Source organism: Arthrobacter sp. P4_H3 (assembly GCF_056400885.1).
The window spans coordinates 161,999-186,063 of the sequence record NZ_JBFUKK010000011.1; the positions used below are offsets into that span (position 1 = coordinate 161,999).

Here is a 24,065-nt window from a genome sequence, read left to right on the forward strand (position 1 = left end):
GACATTAGCAAAGGTTTTGCCCCAAAGGGAAATCGGCTGCCGCAGCAGCCCGAAATACCCCGCCCGGGTATAAAAAAGTCCCCGTCCCGGTGACCCGGAACGGGGACTGCGCGCTCCTCCTGCTGGACTTGAACCAGCAACCCTTCGATTAACAGTCGAATGCTCTGCCAATTGAGCTAAGGAGGAATGAAGCGGGTACTAGCCTAGCAAACACCCGCCCGGTAAACGAAATTGAGTGGATCGGCACTCCGCCGGGCCTGCTTCGGGACGCAGCGGTCAGGCGTCGGAACGCAGCGAACGGCGCTCCATTTCGAGCACCATCAGCTCCCGGTTCAGCCGCTGGAACTCCTCCGGATGCGCCGAGGCATCGAGCCGCTGCAGCTGCCCCATCTTGTCCGCCTTGACCCGGGTGATCTGGAGTTCGAACAGCCGGGCCAGGATGTCACGGCAATACTTGAGCACACCTTCCGCGTTGCTCGCCGGCAGCGGCACCACGGCAAGCTCCGAGACCAGCGGGCGGAGCGGTTCCGGCACCTCGTGCATGACCTGTTCAACCCACCGCACGGGATCAACGGTCAGGCCGGGCCCGGAGGCGCGCATGGCGTCGTGGACGGCCTGGTAGGCGGGGGTCCTGAACCCGGCCGCACTGAACCGGTCCCAGGTCTCTCCGGCGAGCATGGCGGGCTCCTGAAGCGCCACTTCCAGCGCCTGCCGCTCCATGGACGCCACGGGGTCCCGCGGATCCGGCCTGTTGAAGGACGGCACAACGCCCGACGCCGGCAACTCGGCAATGCCGGGAGTCGCGCCTGTGCGCTGCTGCGCCCCGCCCTGGCCTGCGGGCGATTCGCCCTGGGCGGCACGCTTGGCAGCGACGGCCACGGCGCGGCTGACCTCCTCGACGGGCATACCGAGCCAGCCCGCAAGTTCGCGTGCGTAGGCGGGCCGGATTCCGGCGTCGCGGATCTGGGCCACCACCGGCGCCGACTCACGCAGCGCGGCGATGCGGCCCTCCACCGTGTCCAGGTTGTGTCGCTTCAGGGAGGCCCTGATCGCGAACTCAAACAGCGGCCGCCTGGTGCCTATCAGGTCCCGGACAGCGGCGTCCCCCTTGGCCTGGCGCAGCTCGCAGGGGTCGGCGCCGGTGGGCTCCACGGCGACGTAGGTCTGCGCCGTGAAGCGCTGGTCTTCCTCGAAGGCCCGCAGCGCGGCCTTCTGGCCCGCCGCGTCGCCGTCGAAGGTGAAGATGACCTCTCCCCCGGTGCCGTCGTCGGACAGCAGCCGCCGGGCGATCTTGATGTGGTCGGCGCCGAACGCGGTGCCGCAGGTGGCCACCGCCGTCGGGATTCCCGCGAGGTGGCAGGCCATCACGTCCGTGTAGCCTTCCACCACCACCAGCTGGCGGTCCTTGGCGATGTTCCGTTTGGCGAGGTCGATGCCGTAGAGCACCTGGGACTTCTTGTAGAGCGTGGTTTCCGGGGTATTGAGGTACTTGGGGCCCTGGTCGTCCTCGTAGAGCTTGCGGGCGCCAAAGCCGATGGTGTCGCCGGCGATGTCCCGGATAGGCCAGATCAGGCGCCCTCGGAACCGGTCGTAGATCCCGCGGTTGCCTTCTGAGAACATCCCCGTGAGCTTGAGCTCTGCGTCCGTGTAGCCGCGGCCGCGGAGGTGCTTGAGCAGTGCATCCCAGCCCTGCGGGGCGTAGCCGACGCCGAACTGCTCGGCGGCGGCGCGGTCAAAGCCGCGGCCATGGAGGAAGTTGCGGCCTTCCGCGGCGCCGGGAGTCAGCAGCTGGGCCCGGAAGAACTCGTCAGCCACTTTGTGGGCGTCCAGGAGTCGCTGGCGCTTGCCCACCTCTTCCCGGTTGGGACCCGTGCCGCCGTCCTCGTACCGCAGTTCGAAGCCGATCCTGGCGGCCAGCTTTTCCACGGCTTCATGGAATGAGGAGTGGTCCAGCTTCTGGACGAAGGAGATGGCGTCGCCGTCCTCGCCGCAGCCGAAGCAGTGGTACCTGCCCACCTGGGGGCGGACCGTGAACGACGGCGAGCGCTCGTCGTGGAAGGGGCACAGGCCCTTGAACGAGCCCAGGCCGGCGCCCTTGAGCGTCACGTAGCCATCGATGACTTCCTTGATGTCCGTGCGCTGGCGTACTTCGTCAATATCTTCGCGTTTGATCAGCCCAGCCACAGAGCCATCCTAGTCCCCGGGTACGACACCGACGGCTGGCCCGGCACCGGCGTGACGGCGGGTGCGTCCAATGTCACCAAAGCGACGGCAGGCTGCCGACCAACCGCTCGTACATGGCCAGCGCCGAACCGTCGGTGAGCGACGCGACCTGGTCGATGACCACGCGAAGGCGGGCGCCGTCGTCGGCCGCGTCACGCCAGTCAGCGGCGAACATCGGTTCCAGGTGGCGGTCCCCGGTGGCGTTCAGCGCTGTCACCAGTGCGTGCAGGACCTCCCGCTGGCGCTCATAGATCGGCTGGCGGTGCTCGGTGGTCATCACGAAAGTGGTGGCCAGGCCCTTCATGACTGCGATTTCCATCACGGTCTCGTCCGGCACCATCAGCTCGGCGTTGTACCGGGTCAGGTTTTCGGGGCCGTAGACAGTGCGCGTGGTTTCCAGTGCGCTCTGGCAGAACCTGCCGATCAGCTGGCTTGTCATGTCTTTCAGCGCCGCCATGGCCTTGCGGCTGCCGTCCGCTTCGCGCACCCAGACCTCGGTGGCCTCGAGCCGGGCCAGGGCGGCGTCGATGGCGGCGGGGTCGTTGTGGGGCAGGTACCACTGCTTGGCATACCCCACCACGCGGGCACGGTGGTCCGGGTTGTCCATCCAGCGCAGCTGGAAGTGGCCGGCCACGATGGCGTCCTCGACGTCGTGGACCGAGTAGGAGATGTCGTCGGCGAGGTCCATCACCTGGGCTTCCAGGCAGGACCGGCGCTCGGGGGCACCCTGGCGGAGCCAGTCGAAGATGGGCAGGTCGTCCTCGTAGGCGCCGAACTTGCTGGTGCGCTGGCCGTGGATCACCGGGGCGTTCAGCGCCGACCACGGGTATTTGGCGGCCGCGTCCAGGCTGGCGCGGGTGAGGTTCAGCCCCGCCGGGGTTCCGTCCGCGGCCAGGACCTTCGGCTCAAGCCGGGACAGCAGCCGGAGCGTCTGGGCGTTGCCCTCGAAACCGCCGATGCCGTGCGCCATTTCGTTCAGCGCGGATTCGCCGTTGTGCCCGAACGGCGGGTGGCCGAGGTCGTGGCTGAGGCAGGCGGTGTCCACGACGTCGGGATCGCAGCCGAGCGTCCGTCCCAGTTCGCGGCCCACCTGGGCCACTTCCAGGCTGTGCGTGAGCCGGGTGCGGACGAAGTCGTCGGTGTCCGGGGCAACCACCTGGGTTTTGGCGCCGAGCCTGCGCAGCGCGGATGAGTGCAGGACCCGTGCGCGGTCCCGTTCGAAGTCGGAGCGGTACGTTGTCTTGGGCGGTTCCTCCACCCAGCGGGCGGAGTCGTGGGCGTCGTAGCCCGGCAGAACGGGTGCTGCAGTCCGTGTTTCAGCCACCTGACACGTCCAGTTCCGCGGCGGCGATGTCGCGGGTCTGGTCAGCGTCCATCTGCCGGCTGAGCAGCCAGTCCTTGGGCAGCGCGGGCTTCTTGGGGGAACCGGCACGGCCGCGGGGGCCCTCGGAATCGACGCCCGGGTACGGCAGGTCCATGTCCAGCTGGTCCAGGAGTTCGCGCAGGACCTCCAGGGTGGGAACAGTGGCTAGTTTGGCGCGGAGCTCGCCGCCCACCACGTAGCCCTTGAAGTACCAGGCCATGTGCTTGCGGATTTCCCGCAGGGCCTTGTACTCGTCATTGCCAAAGGTTTCGATCATGAGCTGGGCGTGGCGGTAGACGCCGTCGGCCACTTCGCGCAGGCCCGGGCGGTGACGGTGGTCGCTGCCTTCGAAGGCGGCCTGCAGGTCACCGAAGAGCCAGGGACGGCCCTGGCAGCCGCGGCCGATCACCACGCCGTCCACTCCGGTCTCGCGGACCATCCGCACGGCGTCCTCCGCGGACCAGATGTCGCCGTTGCCCAGCACCGGCACATCCGGCAGCGCTTCACGCAGCCGGGCGATCGCGGACCAGTCGGCCTGGCCGGAATAGAACTGCGAGGCCGTACGGCCGTGAAGCGCGACGGCGGCGACTCCGGAATCGCGGGCGATCCGGCCCGCGTCGAGGTACGTCAGGTGGTCCTCGTCAATGCCCTTGCGCATCTTGATGGTCAGCGGGATGCCGCCCTTGGAGGCCTCCCGGACCGCCGTCTGCACGATGGAGGTGAACAGGTCGATCTTCCACGGCAGGGCCGACCCGCCTCCCCGGCGGGTCACCTTGGGCACCGGGCAGCCGAAGTTGAGGTCGATGTGGTCCGCCCGGTCCTCGTCGACGAGCATCCGGACGGCCTGGCCGACGGTCACGGGGTCCACGCCGTACAGCTGGACGGACCGCACCTTCTCGTCGGGGTCGTGGGAGATGATCCGCAGGGATTCAGGGGTGCGCTCCACCAGCGCACGGGAAGTGACCATCTCCGCAACGTACAGGCCGCCGCCGTATTCGCGGCACAGCCTGCGGAATGCGGTATTGGTGATTCCGGCCATGGGGGCCAGCACCACGGGGGTGTCCACCGTGATGGGGCCGAGCTTCAGGGGCGGGAGTTCCAGCTTGGGGGCGGGAGGCGTTGCTACAACAGTCACCCGTTCATTGTCTCAAAGCCGGGCAAATCGGCGAGCAGTGCGCTTCGGTGCGCCGGAACACCGGTCCGACGGCGGCGCGTCCCCCGCTACTCCCGTTCTGCGGCCCGCCGTGCGCGCCGGCCGCCGGGCACGGCTTCGGTCCCTGCTTCGCTCCTGTCGTCGCGGGAAGCGCGGGAACCGGCCGCGCGCGTCCGTCCCCCGCGCGAAACCGCCGCTGCCGCTGCGAGCGCGCCGGTGTCCGCGACGTCGTCGGGCGTCACGGACAGACGCCCGGAATCGGTGCTGCCCGAAGCATTGCCGCCGGTTTGCAGGCCGCTGGCCGGCCTGATCCCCGTGGCCTTCACCACCAGCACCGCGATCAGCGTGGTGACGGGGATGGCCAGCACCAGTCCCACGGAACCGACGAGCGTCCTGATGACTTCCTCGGATAGTTCCGCGCTGGTCAGTGCTTCACCGAGGGGGCGGTCGTACAGCATCACGATGATGAGGATGGGCAGTGCGGCGCCGGCGTAGGCGAAGGCGATGGTGTAGACAGTGGACGCAATGTGGTCGCGGCCGATCCGCATGGCGGAGGAGAAGAGCTGGCGGGAGCTTGTCTCCGGTGCAAGCTCGTACAGTTCCCACACCGCGGAGGACTGGGTGATGGTGACGTCGTTCAGCACGCCGAGTCCGGAAATGATCAGGCCGCACAGGATGATGCCAGAAATGGAGATGTTGTCCGAAATATTGGCCAGCGTAGCGGCGTCATGGCTGCCCACCCCGGCCAGGTTTGCCGCGTCGGTGGCCCATGCCGCCAGCAGCGCCGTGATGCCCAGGCCGAACATCGTGCCGAGCAGCGCCGTGGAGGTGCGCGCCGAGAAGCCGTGGGCGAAGTAGAGGACCCCGATCATGATCACCGTGGATCCCACCAGCGCCAGCAGTAACGGCGGTTTTCCCTCCACCAGCCCGGGCAGCATGAAGGACACCAGCACCGCATAGGCGCCGAGGAGGCCGATCAGTGCCCGCAGCCCGCGCCAGCGCGCCACGGCGATCACCACCACGGCGTAGAGGACGGCCAGCAGGATGATGGGCATGGTGCGGACGAAGTCCACGAAGATATACCCCGGGGCGCCCTGGCCGGCGGACGCGCCCTGGGCGTTGGAGAGGTTCAGGTAGCGGATGTTGTCCCCGACCTTGACGCCGTGCGATTTCACCACGTCCGGGTTGATCACCACTTTGACGGGATTGCCGCCCTTGTCCGGCTCGGTGAAGGCGAAGGTACAGTCGCTCCCCTGCCCGGCGGCGCCTTCCTGGCCAGTGCCTTCCTGGCCTGTGCCGGGCTGTGCGCCCTGCTGTGGTGTGGCGCCCTGGGCGGTCCCCTGGATGCAGCTTTCCACGACCACGCGCTGGATCTTGCCGGTATCGAAGGTCACACCCGGTGCCGCCGCATAGGGGCTGGCCAGCTTCAGGTCCGCCTTGTTCCCGGACGGCCACAGCATGGCCATGGCCGCCAGGGTCAGGAGCGTCAGCGGAATCAGCACCGCCGCGAGAAGCCAGTTGGCCCGTTTGCGGGCGGCGAGAGCCCGAGGTGTCGGATCCGAACCATCTGTGTGACCGTGGGAGTGTCCGGCACCCATCAGCAGTAAAACCTCATGCCTGCACTTTACTGTGGCTTGATGTTCTGGTTCACATGGAACAGTTCGGTCCGTAATTCTCCGCGACCTGGGGGGCAGGCACGGGCAGAGTCGTAGTCGGCACCATCGGGTATGACCACCCGGACACGGCGCGGCAATCGGTGGGGGCCGCGGCTCCGAATGTCCTGTATGACCGCGGGAATGTCCGGCGCCTTTGCAGGCCCGGCTCCGCCCGGAACTAAACGCCGGCATCCCGGGGTTTATAACTGTAGGACGAGGAGTCTGGAGGCCCGCATGGGTAATCGCAGGAATGACGAAGACGGCACCAGGCCCGTGCTCACCGTGAGGGAGGCTGCGGGCACCACCCGCGGCGTGGCCCTGGTGCTCCACGGCGGGCGCTCGCACAGCTACGAGCCGGTGGAAGCGCGCCACCTGAGCCCTGCCCGCATGGTGCCCTTCGCCAGGCACCTGCACAGCGCCGGCCGCAGGCACGGGCTCGCGGTCTGGACGCTCCGGAACAGTGTCCGCGGCTGGAACGGCCCGGACATGTCACCGCTGCTGGATGCCCGGTGGGCGCTCGCCCGGATCCATGAACAGCACCCTGGCGTGCCCGTGTACCTGCTGGGTCATTCGATGGGTGGGCTCACCGCCATTTGTGTGGCCGACGATCCACTCGTTGACGCCGTGGTGGCACTGGCCCCGTGGCTGAGCGCCGGGACACCCGCCGAGACCGTTGCCGGCCGCAAAGTGCTCATCGTGCACGGCACCGCGGACCGCTGGACGAGCCCGGCCGAATCGCTTAAATTTGCACGGCGCGCCGCTGCCCTGGCCGACGAGCTGCGCTACGTGTCCCTGGCTGGGGCGGGCCACTTCATGTTCCGCAGGGTCCGCCTGTGGCACACCCTGGCCACCGGCTTTGTCCTCAAAGCCTTCGGTGAAGCCGCGGGCGCGGAAATCGGGGGCGGTCCGGCACGCTTTGATGCCTTGCTGCCAGCAACAGCGCCGGGCCTCCCGGTGGTGCTGTGACCATGGCTGCATTTCCGATGAACGAATTCCTGGCGAGCCTGCCGTGGACAGCCCTTGCCGTGGCCGGCGTCCTGGCGGTCACTTTCGCCCTTGCGGTCGCCCAGCGACGGCACTCGGTGATGGACGTGGCGTGGGGACCCGGCTTCGTGGCCGTTGCCGCAGTGTCGTGGCTGCTGTCCGCCGGAACGGGCGACGACGGCAGGCGCCTCCTGCTCCTGCTGCTGACGGGCGTGTGGGGCCTTCGCCTCGGTACGCACATCGGTTGGCGCGCCCGAGGCGGCCATGAGGACCCCCGCTACGAAGCAATGCTCAGTACGGCACCAGAATCACGCAATACCTATGCGCTGCGCCGTGTCTACCTGCCCCAGGGCACGGTGATGTTCTTCGTTTCTCTCACCGTGCAGGTCGGGATGTTCGCTGCCGGTGCCGTGGGCTGGGTGGCGATCCTCGGAGTGTTGCTGTGGGTCATCGGTTTCGTGTTCGAAACCGTGGGTGACTGGCAGCTCGCACAGTTCAAGAAGGACCCCGCCAATAAGGGAACCGTGCTGAACACGGGGCTGTGGCGTTACACCCGGCACCCCAACTACTTTGGCGACGCCGCCGTCTGGACCGGCCTGTTCCTTATTTCCGCAGACTCCTGGCCCGGAATCCTCACGGTCCTGTCCCCCGCCCTGATGGTCTGGGCCCTCGCAGGCAAAACCGGGAAGCCGCTAACGGAAAAGGCGATGTCCGCCCGGCCGGGCTACAAGGAATACGTCGAGTCGACGTCGGGCTTTATCCCCTGGCCGCCGCGCCGGCAGGCGGGCAGGCGCTGAGATGGCGTGGCGGCCGCAGCCGAATGACCGCTTCTACCGCTTCATTGTCCGTACCGGACTGGCGCTGCGGTGGCTCTTCCGGATCCACGTCATCATCACGGGCAGGGAGCACCTCCCGCCATCCGGGCACCTCGACGGCCCGTCCCGCCAAGCGGTGCCGGGTGCGGGGGCCGTCGTCGCCATCACCCACTTCGGGTACCTCGATTTCGCCTTTGCCGAGCTGCTCCTGTGGCGGCACAGCCGGGCCCAGATGCGCTACCTGATCACCCAGGGCGCGGCCGATCACTGGTTTGCGGGTCCCGCCATCAGCGCTGCCGGGCAGGTTGTGGTGGGTTACGGGTCCGGTTCCGGCGCCTACGACGCCGCCGTCGCGAAACTCCGCGAAGGCGAATACATCGCCATCCTTCCGGAGGCAGGCGTCAGCCGCAGTTTCACGGTCCGCGAGTGCAAAACGGGGGCGGTGCGCATGGCGGCCGAGGCCGGTGTGCCGATCATTCCCGTCTCGGTGTGGGGAGCGCACCGGCTGCTGACCCGCCATCATGCGTTCTCCCCGCGCCGCACCTGGCGCGCGCCGGTGCGGATCCATGTGGGCGAACCCCTCCGGCCGGGCTCCGGCCGGGTGGGCGCCGATGCTGACGTCCTGGCAGCCACGGCGCGGCTCCGGGCCGTGCTGCAGGACGGCATCGACACGGCCATCGCGGACTTCCCGCTCACACCCCGGCCCGGAGCATGGTGGATGCCCGCACATCTGGGCGGCGGTGCGCCCACGGATGTGGAACGGCGGCGGCTGGATGAGGAGGAGGGGCCGCGGCGCGCTGGCGGCTGGCGCGCCGGCCGACGGCGCGCGGGCGGACGGAAGACTCAACAGGCCGCGGCGCGCGGACGGCAGAAAGCTTAAACAGGACGGCCCGCAGTAGTCACCTACTGCGGGCCGGTGGCGTCGGCCGAAACCTAGGCGGGGTCGGAAACCACCAGGGTTTCGGTACCGCGCACGCGGGCCTTGCCGCTCTCCAGCAAAGGTTCGACGACGGCGCACAGCGCAGCCATCGAGTCGTCCAGTTCCAGCACCACGGGGTGTTGGAACGCGATGAGCGCCAACAGGTCGCGGACGGCGGAGCGGGCTTCATCCTCGGACAGCTTCGGCTCATGGCCGACGAATACGTCCGTGGGCTGGCCCGCCGCGGACCCGTCGCCGCCCGGCGCGTTCTCCCCGCCGGGGGCAAGCTCCGCGTAGCTGATCGCGAACGCCTCGAGCCGGCCCTTCCTGCTGGCCGGGACGCCCTGGCCGAAGGCGCTGGCCTTCGGGGAACGCAGCACAATGGCGCCGTGCGCCCCGCTGAGCTCGTCGAGGAACAGCCGCTGCACGGTGCCGATGCCCAGCTCGCCCGGGCTGTCCCAGCCGTGAACGGCTGTGTAATACCGGCCAACCACGTCGCTGAGCTCCACGGAGCCGGTGGCAAGATCCTCGATCTGCTCCGAGGCCGCGGCCTCGGAACCGTCGCCGAAGACCGGCAGCTTGAGCGCCCCCGGCTCCACGACAACCAGGCGTGAACGCTGGATGGGAGCCAGGCCGGCAGCTTCGGCGAAAGCGGCGCCGGGCGTGCCCGGTTCCACCTTGGTCCGGAGCCTGGAAACGCCCGACGGCGCCTGTCCTGCCTCGTGCCGGAGCATCGTCAGCAGGGTGGAGCCGACGCCGGCGCGGCGGTGATCCCGCGCCACCTCGATGTAGGCCCAGAGCCGCTCCGGGTGCAGGGAGGCCTCGTGGACCACGGCCGCCCCGATCGGGATGGCCACACCGTCCACGACGTCCTCGGCCACGATGCAGCGTCGCCACGGCGAGTTGCCCGAAGGCGCCAGGGTGCCGCGGAACTGCCGGGCCTGTTCGGTCTCCGGGCCTCCCCAAAGCTCCAGCAGCGCCAGGTCGTCGCCCTCGCGCCATTCACGGTATTCGATGGGCATGCTCAGGCGCCGATCAGCCGTGCGGCCAGGTAGCCCTCCACCTTGTCCAGGGAGACACGTTCCTGGCTCATGGTGTCGCGTTCACGGATGGTGACGGCCTGGTCCTCGAGGGTGTCGAAGTCCACGGTGATGCAGAACGGGGTGCCGATCTCGTCCTGGCGGCGGTAGCGGCGGCCGATGGCGCCGGCGTCGTCGAAGTCGATGTTCCAGTTCTTGCGCAGCTGGGCGCCCAGGGCCTTGGCCTTCGGGGACAGGTCCTCGTTGCGGCTCAGCGGCAGCACGGCGGCCTTGACGGGGGCCAGCCGCGGGTCCAGCTTCAGGACCGTGCGGACGTCCACGCCGCCCTTGGCGTTGGGGGCCTCGTCCTCGGTGTACGCGTCGATGAGGAACGCCATGAAGGAACGCGTCAGGCCGGCGGCGGGCTCGATCACGTACGGGGTGTAGCGCTCGTTGGTGGCCTGGTTGAAGTAGCTCAGGTCATGGCCGGAGGCCTTGGAGTGCGTGGAGAGGTCGAAGTCCGTGCGGTTGGCGATGCCTTCCAGCTCGCCCCACTCGGAGCCCTGGAAACCGAAGCGGTATTCGATGTCCGTGGTGCCCTTGGAGTAGTGGCTCAGCTTCTCCAGCGGGTGCTCGAAGAAGCGCAGGTTCTCGGCCTTGAGGCCCAGGCCTGTGTACCAGTCCATCCGTTCCTGCATCCAGTACTGGTGCCACTGCTCGTCCGTGCCCGGCTCGACGAAGAATTCCATTTCCATCTGCTCGAACTCACGGGTGCGGAAAATGAAGTTTCCGGGCGTGATCTCGTTGCGGAAGGACTTGCCGATCTGGCCGATGCCGAACGGCGGCTTCTTTCGCGAAGTGGTGAGCACGTTGTTGAAGTTCACGAAGATGCCCTGCGCAGTTTCCGGGCGCAGGTAGTGCATGCCTTCCTCGCTGGCCACCGGGCCAAGGAAGGTCTTGAGCAGGCCGGAGAATTCCTGCGGCTCGGTCCATTCGCCGCGGGTGCCGCAGTTGGCGCACGCGATGTCCTTCAGCCCGTTCTCGGCCGGACGGCCTTTCTTTTCCTCGTACTCTTCTTCGAGGTGGTCGGCGCGGTAGCGCTTGTGGCAGGAGAGGCACTCCACCAGGGGATCGGAGAAGACCTCCACGTGGCCCGAGGCTTCCCAGACCTGGCGGGGAAGGATCACCGAGGAGTCCAGGCCCACCACGTCCTCGCGGCCGCGGACCACCGACTGCCACCACTGGCGCTTGATGTTTTCCTTCAGCTCGGCGCCGAGGGGCCCGTAGTCCCAGGCAGAACGGGAGCCACCATAGATTTCACCGGCCTGGAAAACGAAGCCCCTCCTCTTGGAGAGTGAGATGACCTGGTCGAGAACGGATTTTGCTGCCATGGGGAACTCCAATTTCTACAGGGCCGCTGGGTGCGGTCCGCGCGGTTTCTAGGCCCCAGTACCCGGCTGGTTGCCGGGCGGGGCGGTACGAAGGAAAGATGTGCAGGAAGCTGCGTGTCCTAGCCTACCGGCCCGGCTGCCGCTTGAGGGCGCCGCGCGGCCACGGCAGGGTGGCCAGGACAATCGCGCCGAGGGTCAGGACCGTGCCGAGGACGGTGGGCAGGGCAACCACCGTGCCCGGGGCGGGAAGCACCAGGTCGAGGCCCAGCGAACCCAGCAGCTGGCCGGCGATCATGCCCAACCCGGTCACCAGGACGCCGAGGCTCCGGACCAGCAGTGCGCCCAGGCCGATGAACGCGCACCCCATGGGTCCGCCCAGGTAGTACCACCATTCAGCGGGCAGGCCGTTGCCGGCTCCGGCAACAGCGAGTTTGATCAACCAGGCGAGCCACAGCACGGTGGCGCCGGAGATGAAGTTCACCAGGGTCGCCGCGATGGGCGTGCCGTAGTGCACTGTGGCCATCCCGTTCATAGCCTGCTGGAAACTCATCAGGAAGCCCGCGATGACGGGCAGGAGCACCGGCAGCAGCAGCTGGGCAGGGTCCGTGCCGCCTCCCCCTGCGCCGCCTCCTCCTGCGCCGCCGAACCGCGGGGACACGGCCCAGGCGACGGCGGCTATGGTCAGCACAGTGCCCAGGACCCGGATTCCGGTGACGGACTTCTTGCCGGCGGGGCCGATGCCGAGCCGGTCCACCAGCAACCCGCTCAGCGTCTGGCCCGTGACCGTGGCCACGGTAAACAATGCCACGCCGAGCAGGCCCACGGTGAAGGACTGGGCAAAAACGAAGAACGCGCCGATGCCGCCGGCAATCACATAGACCGGCGGGAACCGGCGTTCCCGGAGGGCAGGCAGGATCTGGGCCAGCCCGCGGCGTCCCCTCGGCAGGACCAGCGAAACCACGATCATCACGACCAGTCCCGTGGTGAAACTCACCACCGCCGCAGCTATACCGTCGTTCAAGCGGGCGCCCAGCGCACCGTTGATCCGGCCCTGGACGGGAATGGCGAGTCCGGCGGCTACAGCCAGCGGCAGTCCTGCAATGAGTGGGAGACGGGGTGCGTGGGTCACTGGATTCACCTTACGTCAGGCATCATTGCTTGTATGAGCAACCCGGAAATCGAAGAGATCCCCATCCGCGACGACATGATCCGCCTGGGTCAGCTCCTGAAGCTGGCCAGCCTGGTCGAGGACGGCGTGGAGGCCACGGAGCTGATCAAAAACGGGCTGGTCAAGGTCAATGGCGAAATCGACGATCGCCGCGGCCGGCAGCTCCACCACGGCGACACTGTCACCGTGAATGGCAGGACCGTACGGATTGCGACCCCCGCCGGTTCCTGACTGTCCTCCGGCTGGCCGGCCGCGCCCCGCGGCCGGCTCCCGAAGCTACTTCTTCAGCACCTCGTGGGTGAGGAACTCGGACACGTGGCCGATCTCCTGCTGGTTGATCCCGTGCCACATCCCCGTGTAGAGGACCTTCGTCAGTTTCACGTGGTTCCGCACCCAGCCCATGGTGTATTCGATCTTGTCCTGGGTGATGACCGGGTCCTGCTGGTCGCGGCCCCAGAACAGCGGCACGCTGCCGTTAAGTTCGTCGTCGCGGAAGCTCGGGTCCCCGCCGGCATTCACCACAAACCCCGAAAGTCCGACGACGGCGGCGAAGTCCGCCGGGCGCTGCCTCAGCAGCGTCGTGGCCATCGCCATGCCCATGGAGAACCCGAGCAGCGTGACGGTGGGGTGGTCGCCCTTGACGCCGTCGAGCCAGTCCAGCACGAAGCTGGCGGCAGTCTTGACCGCGTCAAGGGAATAGTCCGCGGAGTCCGTCAGGGGGAACCAGGTGAAGCCCGGACCCATCGCAATGGGGGCACGCACGGACGCCACCGCGAAATCGCCGGGCAGCAGATCGGCCAGGCTGAGCAGATCCTGTTCGTTGGCACCGTAACCGTGCAACAGGACCAGCAGGGGCTTTCCCGAGCGCGCTTCGCCAGGAGTGGACCACAGGACAACAGGGGCAGTGGATACGTCGGCTTCAGTCATGGATCCATTCTTGCAGTTACCCTCGGGTAACAACCTACGGTGGCGTAGCTTGAGGCTAACGAGGCAGGATGGAAACGTGAGCGAAACTGATGCCATTCCCAATCCGCAGGACACTGTCGATGCCCATCCCTGGGGCCGCTATGTAGCCATGGGCGATTCCTTCACGGAAGGCATTGGGGACCCGGAGCCCGGAAGCCCTGGCGGGCACCGCGGCTGGGCCGACAGGGTGGCCGAGGAACTGAGCCGTGGCCACGCTGACTTCGCTTACGCGAACCTGGCCGTACGCGGGCGGCTCCTGGAACAGATCGTGGATCAGCAGCTGGCACCGTGCCTGGCCCTCAAACCGGACCTGGTGACACTCTCCGCAGGGGGCAACGACCTTATCCGGCCCGGCGGCGACCCCGATGCGCTGGCGGAAAAGCTCGATTCGGTGGTGCATATCCTCAGCCTTGGCGGCGCCACCGTTGTGCTGTTCAACGGCCCGGACACCGGATCCTCCGTCCTCGGCAGGCTGCGCAGCAAGATCGCCATCTACAACGAGAACCTGCGCACCGTGGCGGCACGGCACGACGCCGTCATTGCCGACATGTGGTCGCTGCGCCAGCTCAGCGATCCGCAGATGTGGGACCAGGACCGCCTGCACTTCTCGCCGTTGGGCCACCACACCATCGCGGCCATGGTGCTGGATTCCCTCAACATCCAGCACACCCTGGAACCGCTCTCCCCCAAACCCCTGCCCCAGCGGAACTGGCGCGAGGCACGGTCCGGCGACCTGGTCTGGGCACGCGAATACTTCGTTCCGTGGGTTGTCCGCCGGCTGCGCCACCAGTCCTCCGGGGACGGCGTCACCGCCAAACGGCCCACCCCGGGTCCGGTTTTCGGTCCCGGCATGCCGTTGGGTTCAGGCGAGGTCCCCGGACTAGAGCCCGGGCGGAGGTAGGCCCCGGGTGGACGCCGACGACGTCGTCAGGCAGCGGCTAAGACGGCAGCAGCTGCGCGCGCCCCAGGCAGATACACCCGAAGCCGCCCTGAAGAACCTCCTGGCCGTGCAGTCCCAGGAATTCCCCTACGCCCGCTGGTCCCTGGCGCAACGCACGGCAGGAGCGTCCGCTGCCGGCGTCGAACAGGCGGTGGCCGACGGCCGGATCCTCAGGACGCACATCCTGCGGCCCACCTGGCACTTTGTGCACCGCGACGACCTCCGCTGGCTGACGGCGCTGTCCGCACCACGGCTCCATCAGGGAAACCAGGGCATGTACCGGCAGACGGGCATCGACGCCGCCGCGGCGTCCCGGAGCGCCCGGGTCCTCGCCGGTGCCGTGGCCGGCGGCGCCCACAAGACCCGGGAGGAGCTCGCCGCGGAACTGCAGCGCAGCGGTTTTACGGGCAAGGGCCTGGAGCTGGCGTACCTGATCATGCACGCGGAGATCAGCGGGGTGCTGACCAGTGGAACACCCGTCCGCAGCAAGGGCGGCGCGCTGCGCCAGACCTATGCCCTGTTTGATGAGCGTGTTCCGGCGGCACCAGCCGGCCCCGCCGACCGCCCGGCGGCCCTGGCCGAGCTTGTCCGGCGCTATTTCCAAAGCCGCGGACCCGCCACCGCCAAGGACTGTGCTGACTGGTCCGGGCTTACCGTCACGGACATCCGGTTAGGGCTGGCGCTGGCGCTGGAAATTGACCCCGATGCGCTCGAGACCGCCGCGCTGGACGGCACTGAGGTTCATTTCAAGCCGAACTCGCAGCACGAACCTGTGGCGGATGGACGGCCCCGGATCGACCTCATCCAGTGCTACGACGAGTACGTCATGGGCTATTCCCGTACGCGTCACTTCCTGGGCGGCACGGCCCCGGCGTTGCCCGAACGGGACACTCCCATGCATGTGGTGCTGCGGGATGGCCGCATGATCGGTTCCTGGCGCCATGTCCTGACGGGCGGTCGATGCGAGCTGGACATCCGCACCGGACCGGACCCCGGCGGTGGCGCCAACCCAGGGACCGACCGTGCGGTCGACGCGGCAGTTGAGGCTTACGGAAAGTTCCTGGAAATGCCGGTGGTCCGGAAATAAGTGGCCCGGAAGTTACCGGGCCGGGGTGCCGCCTGCGACGGACAGGGCCGGGCTTGGCAGCCGGGGGTTAAACTGAAGGGACACTTCTGAGAGGCCGTCCACCGTGAGCAACATGTTCTTCTGGATCATCATCCTGTCGTTCCTGATTCCCTTTGCCATGCGCATGTACCGGAAGTCCGTCCGGGGCAGGAACCAAAACCAAGGATTCAATGGTCAGTACCCGGGCCAGTTTCCCGGGCAGCAGCCGGACCGCCCGAACAACCAGCCGCGCGACGGTTACACCCAGCAGGACTACTTCGGCGGCGGGTTCCGCCAACTCGGCGGACAGCAGCAGCCCCCTTTGGACCAGCCGTACCAGAACCCGGGCTACCCGACCGGCGGCTACCAGAACCCCGGTTACCCGCCCGCCGGGTACCCGCCCGCGGGGTATCCGGCCCCGGGCGGCCCCGGACAGGTGCCGTACGAGGACAGCCCCGAGTGGGCCACCCAGTCACGCCAGGAACCGCAGCAGCCGTCCGCCCCGGCGACGCCGCCGCCGCCGTCGGCTCCGCAGGGTTTCCGCGCGCGGAAACTGGCCGAGCTGGACCAGCAGTACAGCAACGGCGAGATCGCCATGGAGGAATACATGACCCGGCGCGACGAGATCATGAAGGGCTAGCTGTACTGCACCAGGACAGCTAGCTCGCCGGGTCGTACCCGAACTCGCGGAGCTCCTGCGAGCAACGGCAGGCCACCGCGATCTTCCCCGCCCACTCGACCGCGTCCTCTCGCGTCGGCAGCTCCAGCACGAGGAACCCACCATTGAGCTCGGAGCCCGGATAGATTTCGGTGCTCACCGACCCGTCGGCGGAGACCAGCACCGGAGCGGCTTCCTCCTTGATCCCACCGCCGAATACATAGACGCCGGCGGCCTTCGCCTCCTCGATCACAGCGTGGGATTCGGCGGAGACGATCGGGAACTCCTCGTCGGTGAGCACCATGGCTTCGCTCGGGAAGGAGATGAGGTATTTGGTCATGTCTCGATGGTGCCCCAAGGGCGGGCAGGACAGCAACGGTTGTCCTCAGGCCGCCTGGGAGTTTTTGAAGCGGGTACGTTTCAGGACTTTGGCACGGTGGAGTGGGGCCGGCGTCCCCGGCAGTGGCGGCGCGGTGGATTGGTAGGTATGACCGGTCGGTGTGTGGATTTGCAGGGTGTGTCGGGGTCCGGGGCGCGGTTCGGCGCCCCAGCCGGGTGATTCCTTGGTGTGGTTGCAGGATTCGCAGAGTCCGCTGCCGTTGATGTGGCTGGTGGGCCCGCCGAGGTGCCACGCGACGATGTGGTCGTGGTGGCGGATCGGCGCATCGCAGTATGGAGTACGGCACGTGTCATCCCGCGCCTGGATGAAGCGGCGCAGCCCTGGCGGGAAGAGCCGCGCCCGGGAATCCATCGCCATCAGGTCACCGGTCCCCGGGGCCGTGTAGAGCCTCCGGAGCCATGCTGGATACCCGCCTGCGCTAGGCCCATCCGCGTTATACGCCGCCGGGTCAGACCCACCCGAGGAGTCCGTGTCGCCGCTTGGGCCTTCCTCAAACAGAGTGACCGCCGCTCTTGCCCAGGAAGCCGGGACGACGCCATATCCCGGGAGGCGGGCTGGTTCGCTGTCGCCTTGGAACAGCGTGCGGTCGGTCATGATGAGCTGGATTTCAATGCCGGTGATCCCGCCGACGGTGCCCGTGATCCTTTCGACCAGTTCATCGGCCATGATCTGCCCGCGTGAGCGGCCATCCCCGCCCGAGCGCAGGGTGTCAGCCTGCCGGCTGAGCGCGGCGTGGACCGCCACGCCGGCGGTGACCGGAAGAAGGGCCGTCAGGTACGTCATGGTGTCCGGGGCAGGGCGGAGGCTCACGTGCCGGTCGGCCACGGCGTTCCGGGCACGGTTGACGACGGAGCGCGGATCCAGCCGGTAGGCGGCGGCCCGGGCTGCGGCGATGATTGTCCGGTCGCCGGCGCCGGCCAGCGCACCGGAGTCCGCGGCGAGTTGCTCATCGACCGCGCACCGGTCGGCCGCGGACAGGCAGGCTGTTTCCTGGACCAGCAGCGTGGCGCGCCATTCATTCAGCTGCCCGGTCTGCGGGGCCGCCAGGGTGTGGGGCATTTCGGTTACGAGGGCTTTGGCCAGTCCAAGCAGCCGGCCGCCGCGGCGCGGGCCTGCAGCCCGGCCGCTGCTGCCTTGAGCTCCTCCAGGTCCGCCACCTGCTCAACCAGGGCAGCGCCCTCGGCGCAGGGCCGGATCGAGGCCAGGAACCCGATGAGGTCCCTGACCGTGATCCCGCGTCGCGCTGCTGCCTGAGCCCGCCCCGGCTCGCCGTTGCCTTCCATGACTGAAGTCTGCCAGGAGGCTCTGACAATATAGCGGACCGGCCTGGCTCCTAGTCGACCTGCGGGAAGCCGAGGTCAATCACGGAGGTGGAGGGATCCGGCCAGCGCGTGGTCACCACCTTGCCGCGGGTGTAGAAGCGGATGCTGTCCGGGCCGTACATGTGGGTGTCGCCGAACAGCGAGTTCTTCCAGCCGCCGAAGGAGAACGTCCCCACCGGCACCGGAATGGGCACGTTGACGCCCACCATGCCCACCTCGACGTCGAACTCGAACTGGCGGGCCGCCCCGCCGTCGCGCGTGAAGATGGCCACGCCGTTGCCGAACTCATTGTCGTTCACCAGCCTGACGGCGTCGCTGTAGCTGTCCGCGCGGACCACCGAGAGCACGGGACCGAAGATTTCGTCGTCGTACACCTTCATGCCCGGCTTCACGTGGTCCACCAGGCTGACCCCGATGAAAAAGCCGTCCGAGTCGAAAGCCTGCTCGCGGCCGTCCACCACCACGGTGGCGCCTTCGTTGGCTGCCCCTGCGACGTAGGAAGCCACCCTGTCCCGGTGTTCCTTGGTGATGAGGGGACCCATCTGCGAGGCCGGGTCCGTGCCGGGGCCGATCTTGAGGTCAGCCATCCGGGTGGAAATTGCCTCCACCAGGTCGTCGGCGATGTTGCCCACCGCCACGAGCACGGAGACGGCCATGCACCGCTCCCCCGCGGAGCCGTACGCTGCTGAGACGGCGGCGTCTGCCGCCATGTTCAGGTCCGCGTCCGGCAGGACCACCATGTGGTTCTTGGCGCCGCCCAGCGCCTGGACGCGCTTGCCATGGTCGGCCGCCCGCTTGTAGATGGACTGCGCGATGGGAGTGGAGCCGACGAAACTGACAGCTTTCACGCCCGGGTGCTCCAGCAGGACGTCCACGGCCTCCTTGTCACCGTGGACAACGTTCAGGACTCCCGGCGGCAGGCCCGCCTCGGCGAAGACTTCAGCGATGAAAACGGCCGACGACGGGTCCTTCTCGCTGGGTTTGAGGAGCACAGTGTTGCCGCAGGCCAGCGCACTGCCGATCATCCAGAGCGGCACCATGGCGGGGAAATTGAACGGGGTGATGCAGGCGACCACGCCCACGGGCTGGCGAACCGAGTGGACGTCCACGCCGCTGGAAACCTGCTCTGAGCGTTCGCCCTTGAGCATGTGCGAAAGCCCGGTGGCGAACTCGATGTTTTCCAGGCCACGGGAGATTTCGCCCTCGGCGTCGGAGAGCACCTTCCCGTGTTCGCTGGTCAGGATGGCTGCCAGCTCAGACTTGCGCTGTGTCAGGATTTCGCGGACCCGGAAGAAGATGTTGGTGCGCTTGGCCAGGCTCGTGGCCCGCCAGCCCGGCAGGGCAGCCTGTGCGGCGGCGATGGCTTCCTCCACGCGGGCGGCGGAGGCCAGCGCCACTTCCTTTTCCTGGGCGCCGGTGGCGGGGTTGAAAACGGGGCCGAAGCGGTCGGCGTCGCTGATCAGGGCGCCGTTGATGAAGTGCGGAATGCGTTGCATGGGAAAGTCCTGTTCGTAAGGCCGGCTGGGGCTAGTTGGAGGTCTCGAGGGAGCCGTCGACGAGTTTGATGATCATCGAGCAGTCCTTGCCGGACTGGCCGGAATCGATGAGGCGCTGGAAGAGGGTCTGCACGTGCTCGCCGATTTCCAGCGGGGTGCCGGTGTCGCGGGCGGCGCTGATGGCCAGGCCGATGTCCTTGTTGGCGAGCTCGGTGGTGAAAGTGGGGGCGAAGCCGTTGTTGGAGGCGGCGGTGGGAACCACACCGCCTACCGGATACCAGGTCCGCAGGGCCCAGCTGTCACCTGAGGACACCGAGGCGATGTCCCAGAAAACCTGTTTGTCCAGGCCCAGGCGCTCGGCGAGCACGGCTCCCTCGGCGGTGGAGGCAAGGTTGATGAAGAGCATCAGGTTGTTGCAGATTTTCGCTGCCTGCCCCGTGGTGGCGCCGCCGGTGGGTATGACGTTGGCCGCCATGGCGTGGATGTATTCGGTGGCGTCGGCCACGGCGCCCGCCTCACCGCCGATCATGAAGGTGAGTGTTCCGGCCTTCGCGCCGCTCATGCCGCCCGAGACCGGGGCGTCGACGAACCGGAAGCCGGCGGCAGCGGCGGCGTCGTGCAGTGCCTGGGCGGAGGCGATATCGATGGTGGAGGAATCCACCAGCAGCGTGCGGGTATCGGCATGGGCCAGAACGCCGTCCTCGCCCAGGTACACGGCACGGGCATGCTCGCCCTTGGGCAGCATGGTGAACACGACGTCGGCCCCGTCCACCGCAGCGGCAAGGCTCGCCGCGGGCTTCACGCCGCCCGCTTCGGCGGCGGCCACCGCTTCGGGGTTGAGGTCGAATCCGCGGACGTCATGCCCGGCCTTGACCAGGTTTGCCGACATGGACCCACCCATGTTCCCGAGACCGATCCAAGCGACTACTGCCATGGCGAAAGCTCCTTTGCTTCGTGTGCCGGCCGATGCCGGCCGATGTTCCGTGTCCACCATCACACCCTGCTACAGTGCAATCAAGGGGAAAAATTACAGACGGCATGTGCATTGATGCACACTGATCCGAAAAGGCTGAACCATGGATTTGAACCGGCTGCCGAGTCCGGATGACCTGCTGATCCTGCTGACCGTTGCCCGGCTGGGCCGGTTCAACGCCGTCGCGGAGACGCTGGGCACCACGCACACCACGATTTCCCGCCGGATCCTGGCGCTGGACAAGCAGCTGGGCGGACGGACCTTGGAGCGCAGCCCGCACGGCTGGGAACTGACCGAACTGGGCAGCCAGGCCGTTGCAGCCGCCGAGGCGATCGAGTCGACCCTGGGGTCGCTGGCTGGAGCCCTCAGCAACGGCGACGCGTCGCTCTCCGGGCTGGTCCGGATCAGCACCTCCGACGGGTTCGGGGCGGAATTCGTCGCTCCGGCGCTGGTCCGCCTGCAGCAGGACAACCCCCTGCTTAACGTCGAGATGCTCAGCGCCACCCGCAAGGTCAGCCAGAACCGCTCCGGCGTGGACCTGGAAGTGGTGGTGGGCCGGATGGAAGTCACCAACGCGCAACCCATCTTCCTCACCAACTATTTCCTGCGGCTCTACGCCAGCCCGCACTATGTCCGCTCCCGCGGGCTGCCTGCCGCTCTGGACGACGTCCGGGACCACGGCTTTGTGTCCTACGTTGAGTCGGCACTGCAGGTCGCGGAGCTGGGGCACCGGTCCTCGCAGCTGCCCGCCCCCAAATCCAGCTTCCAGGCCACCAGTGTGTTCGCCCAGGTGGAGGCTGTCCGCCGCGGCGCGGGCATCGGCCTGCTGCCGAACTTCATGGTGGCGGACAACCCGGACTTCGTGCCGGTGCTGCCCGAGCTGTTCCAGCGCCAGCTCCCCATCTGGGCGGTGGCGCGTCCGGAGTCGCTGCGCTCGGCGTCCGTCCGGGCCGTGGTGGAGGCGCTCAAGGCGGAAGTGTCAGGCCGCCAGGAAATCCCACGGCATCACCCATGTAGGAACCGAGCAGCCGCTTCCCGGCACCTGCGAACTGCAGGGCCCCCACCGTCAGCTCCGCGGACGGTTTCGGCAGCCCGACCGAGACGACGGCGCCGCCGCGCGTTATGAGGTCCAGGCACGATGCGATCACCCCGGCGGACCCCACGGCCTCGACGGCGACGTCCACGCCGTCGCCTGCCGCCTCACCGACCAGCCGCGCCGCGTCGCCCGGGGTGCCCACGGCCGTAGCGCCGCAGTCCAGGGCCAGATGGTGCTTGCCTTCGTTGGGGTCGATGGCAATGACGGCGGCGGCACCGGCCAGGGATGCCGCCATCACGGCGGAGAGCCCGACGGCGCCGAGTCCGAAAACGGCCACCGACTGCCCGGCAGTGACCGCCGCGGTGTTCAGCACAGCCCCCATTCCGGTGAGCACGGCGCAGCCGAACATAGCCGCAACGGTGTCCGGGACGTCGTCGCCGATCACCACGACGGATTCCCGGGCCACCACGGCATAGTCCGCAAAGGCCGACACCCCGAGGTGGTGGTTGATCCGCTCCCCTGCCGGAGTCCGCAGCAGCGCCTCACCGTGCAGGAGGTCGCCTGAACCGTTGACCTCCGCGGCGCGGTGGCACAGGGCCGGGCGGCCCGCGCGGCACGCCCGGCAGTTTCCGCAGCTGGGGACGAAGACCAGCACCACGTGGTCGCCTTCGGAGACGTCGTCGACGCCCTCGCCGACGGACACCACCCGCCCCACGGCCTCATGGCCGAGCGCCATCGGCAGTGGCCTGACGCGGGAGCCGTCCACCACCGAAAGGTCCGAGTGGCACAGGCTGGAGTAGGTGATGGCGACGCCGAGCTCGCCGGGCCGCGGTTCGGGCCGGTCCAGTTCCTGGATCAGCAGCGGACGGGCTTCGGTGTAGCCGGTTCCGGCGGGAACCGTGGAGTAGAGGACTGCTGCCCGCATAGGTGACTACTTCTTCGCCGCGGCCAGGAGGTCCGCCGTGCCCTGCGCGTCCGCGGCGTCGACATCGTGGAGGGAAATGCCGCGCGTCTCCTTGAGGAAGTACACAGAGACCGCCGTCACGATGCAGGCGCCCAGCAGGTAGAGCGCCACCGGGGTGGAGGACTTGAAGCTGCTGAGCAGTGCGGTGGCGATGATCGGCGCCAGCGAACCGGCCACGATCGAGGTGACCTGATAGCCCAGTGATACGCCCGAATACCGCATCCGGGTGGGGAACATCTCGGCCATGATGGACGGCTGGCCGGCGTACATCAGTGCGTGGAACAGGAGTCCGATGGTGATGGCCGCGAGGATGACCAGGTCATTGGCGGTATCCATCATGGGGAAGGCGAAGAAGCCCCAGGTGCCGCCGAGGATCGCTCCGGCCATGTATACCGGGCGGCGGCCGAAGGCGTCCGACAGTTTCCCGACCATCGGCACGGCGCAGAAGTGGATGAAGTGTGCCACGAGCAGGAGCAGCAGGATCCTGGACGTGTCTGTCTGGACCACGACCTTCAGGTACGTGATGGAGAACGTGACCACGAGGTAGTACAGGATGTTTTCCGCGAACCGCAGGCCCATGGCGGTGAACACACCACGCGGGTAGCGGCGGAACACTTCGGCCACGCCGTAGCCCTTCTTTTCCACGGTGGCTTCCTTGCGGGCCTCGAGGAAGATGGGGGCATCCTGGACCTTGGTGCGGATGTAGTAGCCCACGATGACGATCACTGCGGACAGCCAGAAGGCCACGCGCCAGCCCCAGCCGAGGAAGTCGGCGGAGGACAGCGTGGAGGACAGCGTGAACAGCACGCCGGTGGCCAGGAGGTTGCCCATGGGAACGGCCGACTGCGGCCAGCTGGACCAGAATCCGCGCGACTTGCTGGGGCTGTGTTCGGCCACGAGCAGCACGGCGCCGCCCCATTCACCGCCGACCGCGAAGCCCTGCACGAAGCGCAGGAACACCAGCAGGGCCGGAGCCCAGTAGCCGATCTGGGCGAAGGTGGGCAGGCAGCCCATGGCGAAGGTGGAGACGCCCACCAGGACGATGCTCAGCTGGAGAAGCTGCTTGCGGCCGAACTTGTCGCCGAAGTGGCCGAAGACGATGCCGCCGATGGGGCGGGCCACGAAGCCCACCGCGTACGTGACGAAGGCGGCAATGATCCCGTCCAGTTCCGTACCGGAATTGGGGAAGAACATCTTGCCGAAGACCAGGGTGGCCGCGGACGCGTAAAGGAAGAACTCATACCATTCGACAACGGTGCCGGCCATCGAGGCCGTTACCACCTTCTTCAGCCCGGAGGCCTTGACGTCAGTCTCATCCGTGCGCCCTGCGGCAGAGTTTTGCGTGCTCATTTGTGAACTCCTTCGGCGTCTCCGTCGACACCATGTGGACCATTCCGTAGCGGACGCGTGTGATGTGCACCACCAACGCGTCGGTCCCCTAGAGTATGGGCTCACATTGCCGCAGGCTCAACGCCGTTTTCTGCAGGACAGCTCTGCATAAATGCACATTGAGCC

Annotated in this window: 22 protein-coding genes, 1 tRNA gene and 1 pseudogene; 8 read left to right on the top strand and 16 right to left on the bottom strand. The window is 67.8% G+C overall.

Annotated features, from left to right (window positions below; translation table 11 throughout):
- Positions 1–113 precede the first annotated feature (113 nt).
- The 5 genes from AC1DRE_RS15940 to AC1DRE_RS15960 all read right to left on the bottom strand — a co-directional run bounded on the left by AC1DRE_RS15940 (position 114) and on the right by AC1DRE_RS15960 (position 6,337).
- Positions 114–186, bottom strand: a tRNA-Asn gene (locus AC1DRE_RS15940).
- A 90-nt stretch (positions 187–276) separates the two neighbouring features.
- Entirely contained in the window at positions 277–2,184 is a 1,908-nt protein-coding gene (dnaG, locus tag AC1DRE_RS15945) for a DNA primase (protein ID WP_476985490.1), read from the bottom strand.
- Between the two features lie 73 nt (positions 2,185–2,257).
- Positions 2,258–3,547, bottom strand: a complete 1,290-nt coding sequence (locus AC1DRE_RS15950) for a deoxyguanosinetriphosphate triphosphohydrolase (RefSeq protein WP_476985491.1) — start codon at positions 3,545–3,547, stop codon at positions 2,258–2,260.
- Positions 3,540–4,721, bottom strand: a complete 1,182-nt coding sequence (gene dusB, locus AC1DRE_RS15955; RefSeq protein WP_364120420.1) for a tRNA dihydrouridine synthase DusB — start codon at positions 4,719–4,721, stop codon at positions 3,540–3,542. Before dusB ends, AC1DRE_RS15950 begins: the two co-directional genes overlap by 8 nt.
- An 86-nt stretch (positions 4,722–4,807) precedes the next feature.
- Positions 4,808–6,337 carry a YibE/F family protein gene (locus tag AC1DRE_RS15960; protein ID WP_476985492.1) on the bottom strand — a complete coding sequence of 510 codons (1,530 nt, stop codon included), beginning with the start codon at positions 6,335–6,337 and terminating at the stop codon, positions 4,808–4,810.
- 291 nt (positions 6,338–6,628) lie between these two features.
- Between AC1DRE_RS15960 and AC1DRE_RS15965 the strand changes: the two genes are divergently transcribed.
- The 3 genes from AC1DRE_RS15965 to AC1DRE_RS15975 are packed head-to-tail and all read left to right on the top strand — an operon-like array spanning position 6,629 to position 9,073.
- Positions 6,629–7,360 carry an alpha/beta hydrolase gene (locus AC1DRE_RS15965; protein WP_476985493.1) on the top strand — a complete coding sequence of 244 codons (732 nt, stop codon included), beginning with the start codon at positions 6,629–6,631 and terminating at the stop codon, positions 7,358–7,360.
- A 2-nt stretch (positions 7,361–7,362) separates the two neighbouring features.
- Positions 7,363–8,175, top strand: coding sequence for a DUF1295 domain-containing protein (locus tag AC1DRE_RS15970; protein WP_476985494.1), 813 nt, complete (start codon positions 7,363–7,365; stop codon positions 8,173–8,175).
- Between the two features lies 1 nt (position 8,176).
- Positions 8,177–9,073 (top strand): lysophospholipid acyltransferase family protein, encoded by an 897-nt coding sequence (locus AC1DRE_RS15975; protein ID WP_476985495.1) that lies wholly within the window; start codon positions 8,177–8,179, stop codon positions 9,071–9,073.
- A gap of 53 nt (positions 9,074–9,126) precedes the next feature.
- Here the strand turns inward: AC1DRE_RS15975 and AC1DRE_RS15980 are convergent, their stop codons facing one another.
- The 3 genes from AC1DRE_RS15980 to AC1DRE_RS15990 form a co-directional block, all read right to left on the bottom strand.
- Entirely contained in the window at positions 9,127–10,134 is a 1,008-nt protein-coding gene (locus AC1DRE_RS15980) for a GNAT family N-acetyltransferase (protein ID WP_476985496.1), read from the bottom strand.
- 2 nt (positions 10,135–10,136) lie between these two features.
- On the bottom strand, positions 10,137–11,522 hold the full coding sequence (locus AC1DRE_RS15985; protein WP_476985497.1) for a glycine--tRNA ligase: 1,386 nt from the start codon (positions 11,520–11,522) through the stop codon (positions 10,137–10,139).
- A gap of 124 nt (positions 11,523–11,646) precedes the next feature.
- The gene (locus AC1DRE_RS15990) at positions 11,647–12,651 is read right to left on the bottom strand and encodes a DMT family transporter (protein WP_476985498.1); all 1,005 of its coding nucleotides are present in this window, start codon (positions 12,649–12,651) and stop codon (positions 11,647–11,649) included.
- 33 nt (positions 12,652–12,684) lie between these two features.
- Between AC1DRE_RS15990 and AC1DRE_RS15995 the strand changes: the two genes are divergently transcribed.
- A complete protein-coding gene (locus AC1DRE_RS15995; RefSeq protein WP_476985499.1) occupies positions 12,685–12,921 on the top strand; it encodes an RNA-binding S4 domain-containing protein in 237 nt (78 codons plus the stop codon).
- A gap of 45 nt (positions 12,922–12,966) precedes the next feature.
- Here AC1DRE_RS15995 and AC1DRE_RS16000 read toward each other — a convergent pair whose 3' ends face one another.
- The gene (locus tag AC1DRE_RS16000) at positions 12,967–13,617 is read right to left on the bottom strand and encodes an alpha/beta hydrolase (RefSeq protein WP_476985500.1); all 651 of its coding nucleotides are present in this window, start codon (positions 13,615–13,617) and stop codon (positions 12,967–12,969) included.
- Between the two features lie 76 nt (positions 13,618–13,693).
- Between AC1DRE_RS16000 and AC1DRE_RS16005 the strand changes: the two genes are divergently transcribed.
- From AC1DRE_RS16005 to AC1DRE_RS16015, 3 genes are all read left to right on the top strand, one after another.
- Positions 13,694–14,557 carry an SGNH/GDSL hydrolase family protein gene (locus tag AC1DRE_RS16005; protein WP_476985501.1) on the top strand — a complete coding sequence of 288 codons (864 nt, stop codon included), beginning with the start codon at positions 13,694–13,696 and terminating at the stop codon, positions 14,555–14,557.
- A gap of 7 nt (positions 14,558–14,564) precedes the next feature.
- Positions 14,565–15,683, top strand: a complete 1,119-nt coding sequence (locus AC1DRE_RS16010; protein ID WP_476985502.1) for a winged helix DNA-binding domain-containing protein — start codon at positions 14,565–14,567, stop codon at positions 15,681–15,683.
- A 112-nt stretch (positions 15,684–15,795) separates the two neighbouring features.
- Positions 15,796–16,341 (top strand): hypothetical protein, encoded by a 546-nt coding sequence (locus tag AC1DRE_RS16015; RefSeq protein WP_476985532.1) that lies wholly within the window; start codon positions 15,796–15,798, stop codon positions 16,339–16,341.
- Positions 16,342–16,360: 19 nt separating this feature from the next.
- Here AC1DRE_RS16015 and AC1DRE_RS16020 read toward each other — a convergent pair whose 3' ends face one another.
- Genes AC1DRE_RS16020 through mmsB form a run of 5 tightly spaced genes read right to left on the bottom strand, consistent with a single transcriptional unit; the run spans position 16,361 to position 20,511 of the window.
- Positions 16,361–16,699 carry a YciI family protein gene (locus AC1DRE_RS16020; RefSeq protein WP_476985503.1) on the bottom strand — a complete coding sequence of 113 codons (339 nt, stop codon included), beginning with the start codon at positions 16,697–16,699 and terminating at the stop codon, positions 16,361–16,363.
- A 45-nt stretch (positions 16,700–16,744) separates the two neighbouring features.
- Positions 16,745–17,818: an HNH endonuclease gene (locus AC1DRE_RS16025; RefSeq protein WP_476985504.1), complete on the bottom strand. Its 1,074-nt coding sequence runs from the start codon at positions 17,816–17,818 to the stop codon at positions 16,745–16,747.
- Between the two features lie 5 nt (positions 17,819–17,823).
- Positions 17,824–18,042 carry a hypothetical protein gene (locus tag AC1DRE_RS16030; RefSeq protein ID WP_476985505.1) on the bottom strand — a complete coding sequence of 73 codons (219 nt, stop codon included), beginning with the start codon at positions 18,040–18,042 and terminating at the stop codon, positions 17,824–17,826.
- Between the two features lie 50 nt (positions 18,043–18,092).
- Entirely contained in the window at positions 18,093–19,577 is a 1,485-nt protein-coding gene (locus AC1DRE_RS16035; RefSeq protein WP_476985506.1) for a CoA-acylating methylmalonate-semialdehyde dehydrogenase, read from the bottom strand.
- 31 nt (positions 19,578–19,608) lie between these two features.
- Positions 19,609–20,511, bottom strand: coding sequence for a 3-hydroxyisobutyrate dehydrogenase (gene mmsB / locus AC1DRE_RS16040; protein WP_476985507.1), 903 nt, complete (start codon positions 20,509–20,511; stop codon positions 19,609–19,611).
- Positions 20,512–20,653: 142 nt separating this feature from the next.
- Between mmsB and AC1DRE_RS16045 the strand changes: the two are divergent.
- A pseudogene (locus tag AC1DRE_RS16045) lies at positions 20,654–21,547 on the top strand (LysR family transcriptional regulator); the annotation flags it as partial.
- Here the strand turns inward: AC1DRE_RS16045 and AC1DRE_RS16050 are convergent.
- Positions 21,516–22,511 (bottom strand): alcohol dehydrogenase catalytic domain-containing protein, encoded by a 996-nt coding sequence (locus AC1DRE_RS16050; RefSeq protein WP_476985508.1) that lies wholly within the window; start codon positions 22,509–22,511, stop codon positions 21,516–21,518. The pseudogene AC1DRE_RS16045 and the gene AC1DRE_RS16050 sit on opposite strands and share 32 nt — an antisense overlap.
- Before the next feature lie 6 nt (positions 22,512–22,517).
- A complete protein-coding gene (locus AC1DRE_RS16055; RefSeq protein WP_476985509.1) occupies positions 22,518–23,900 on the bottom strand; it encodes an MFS transporter in 1,383 nt (460 codons plus the stop codon).
- Between the last annotated feature and the right edge of the window lie 165 nt (positions 23,901–24,065).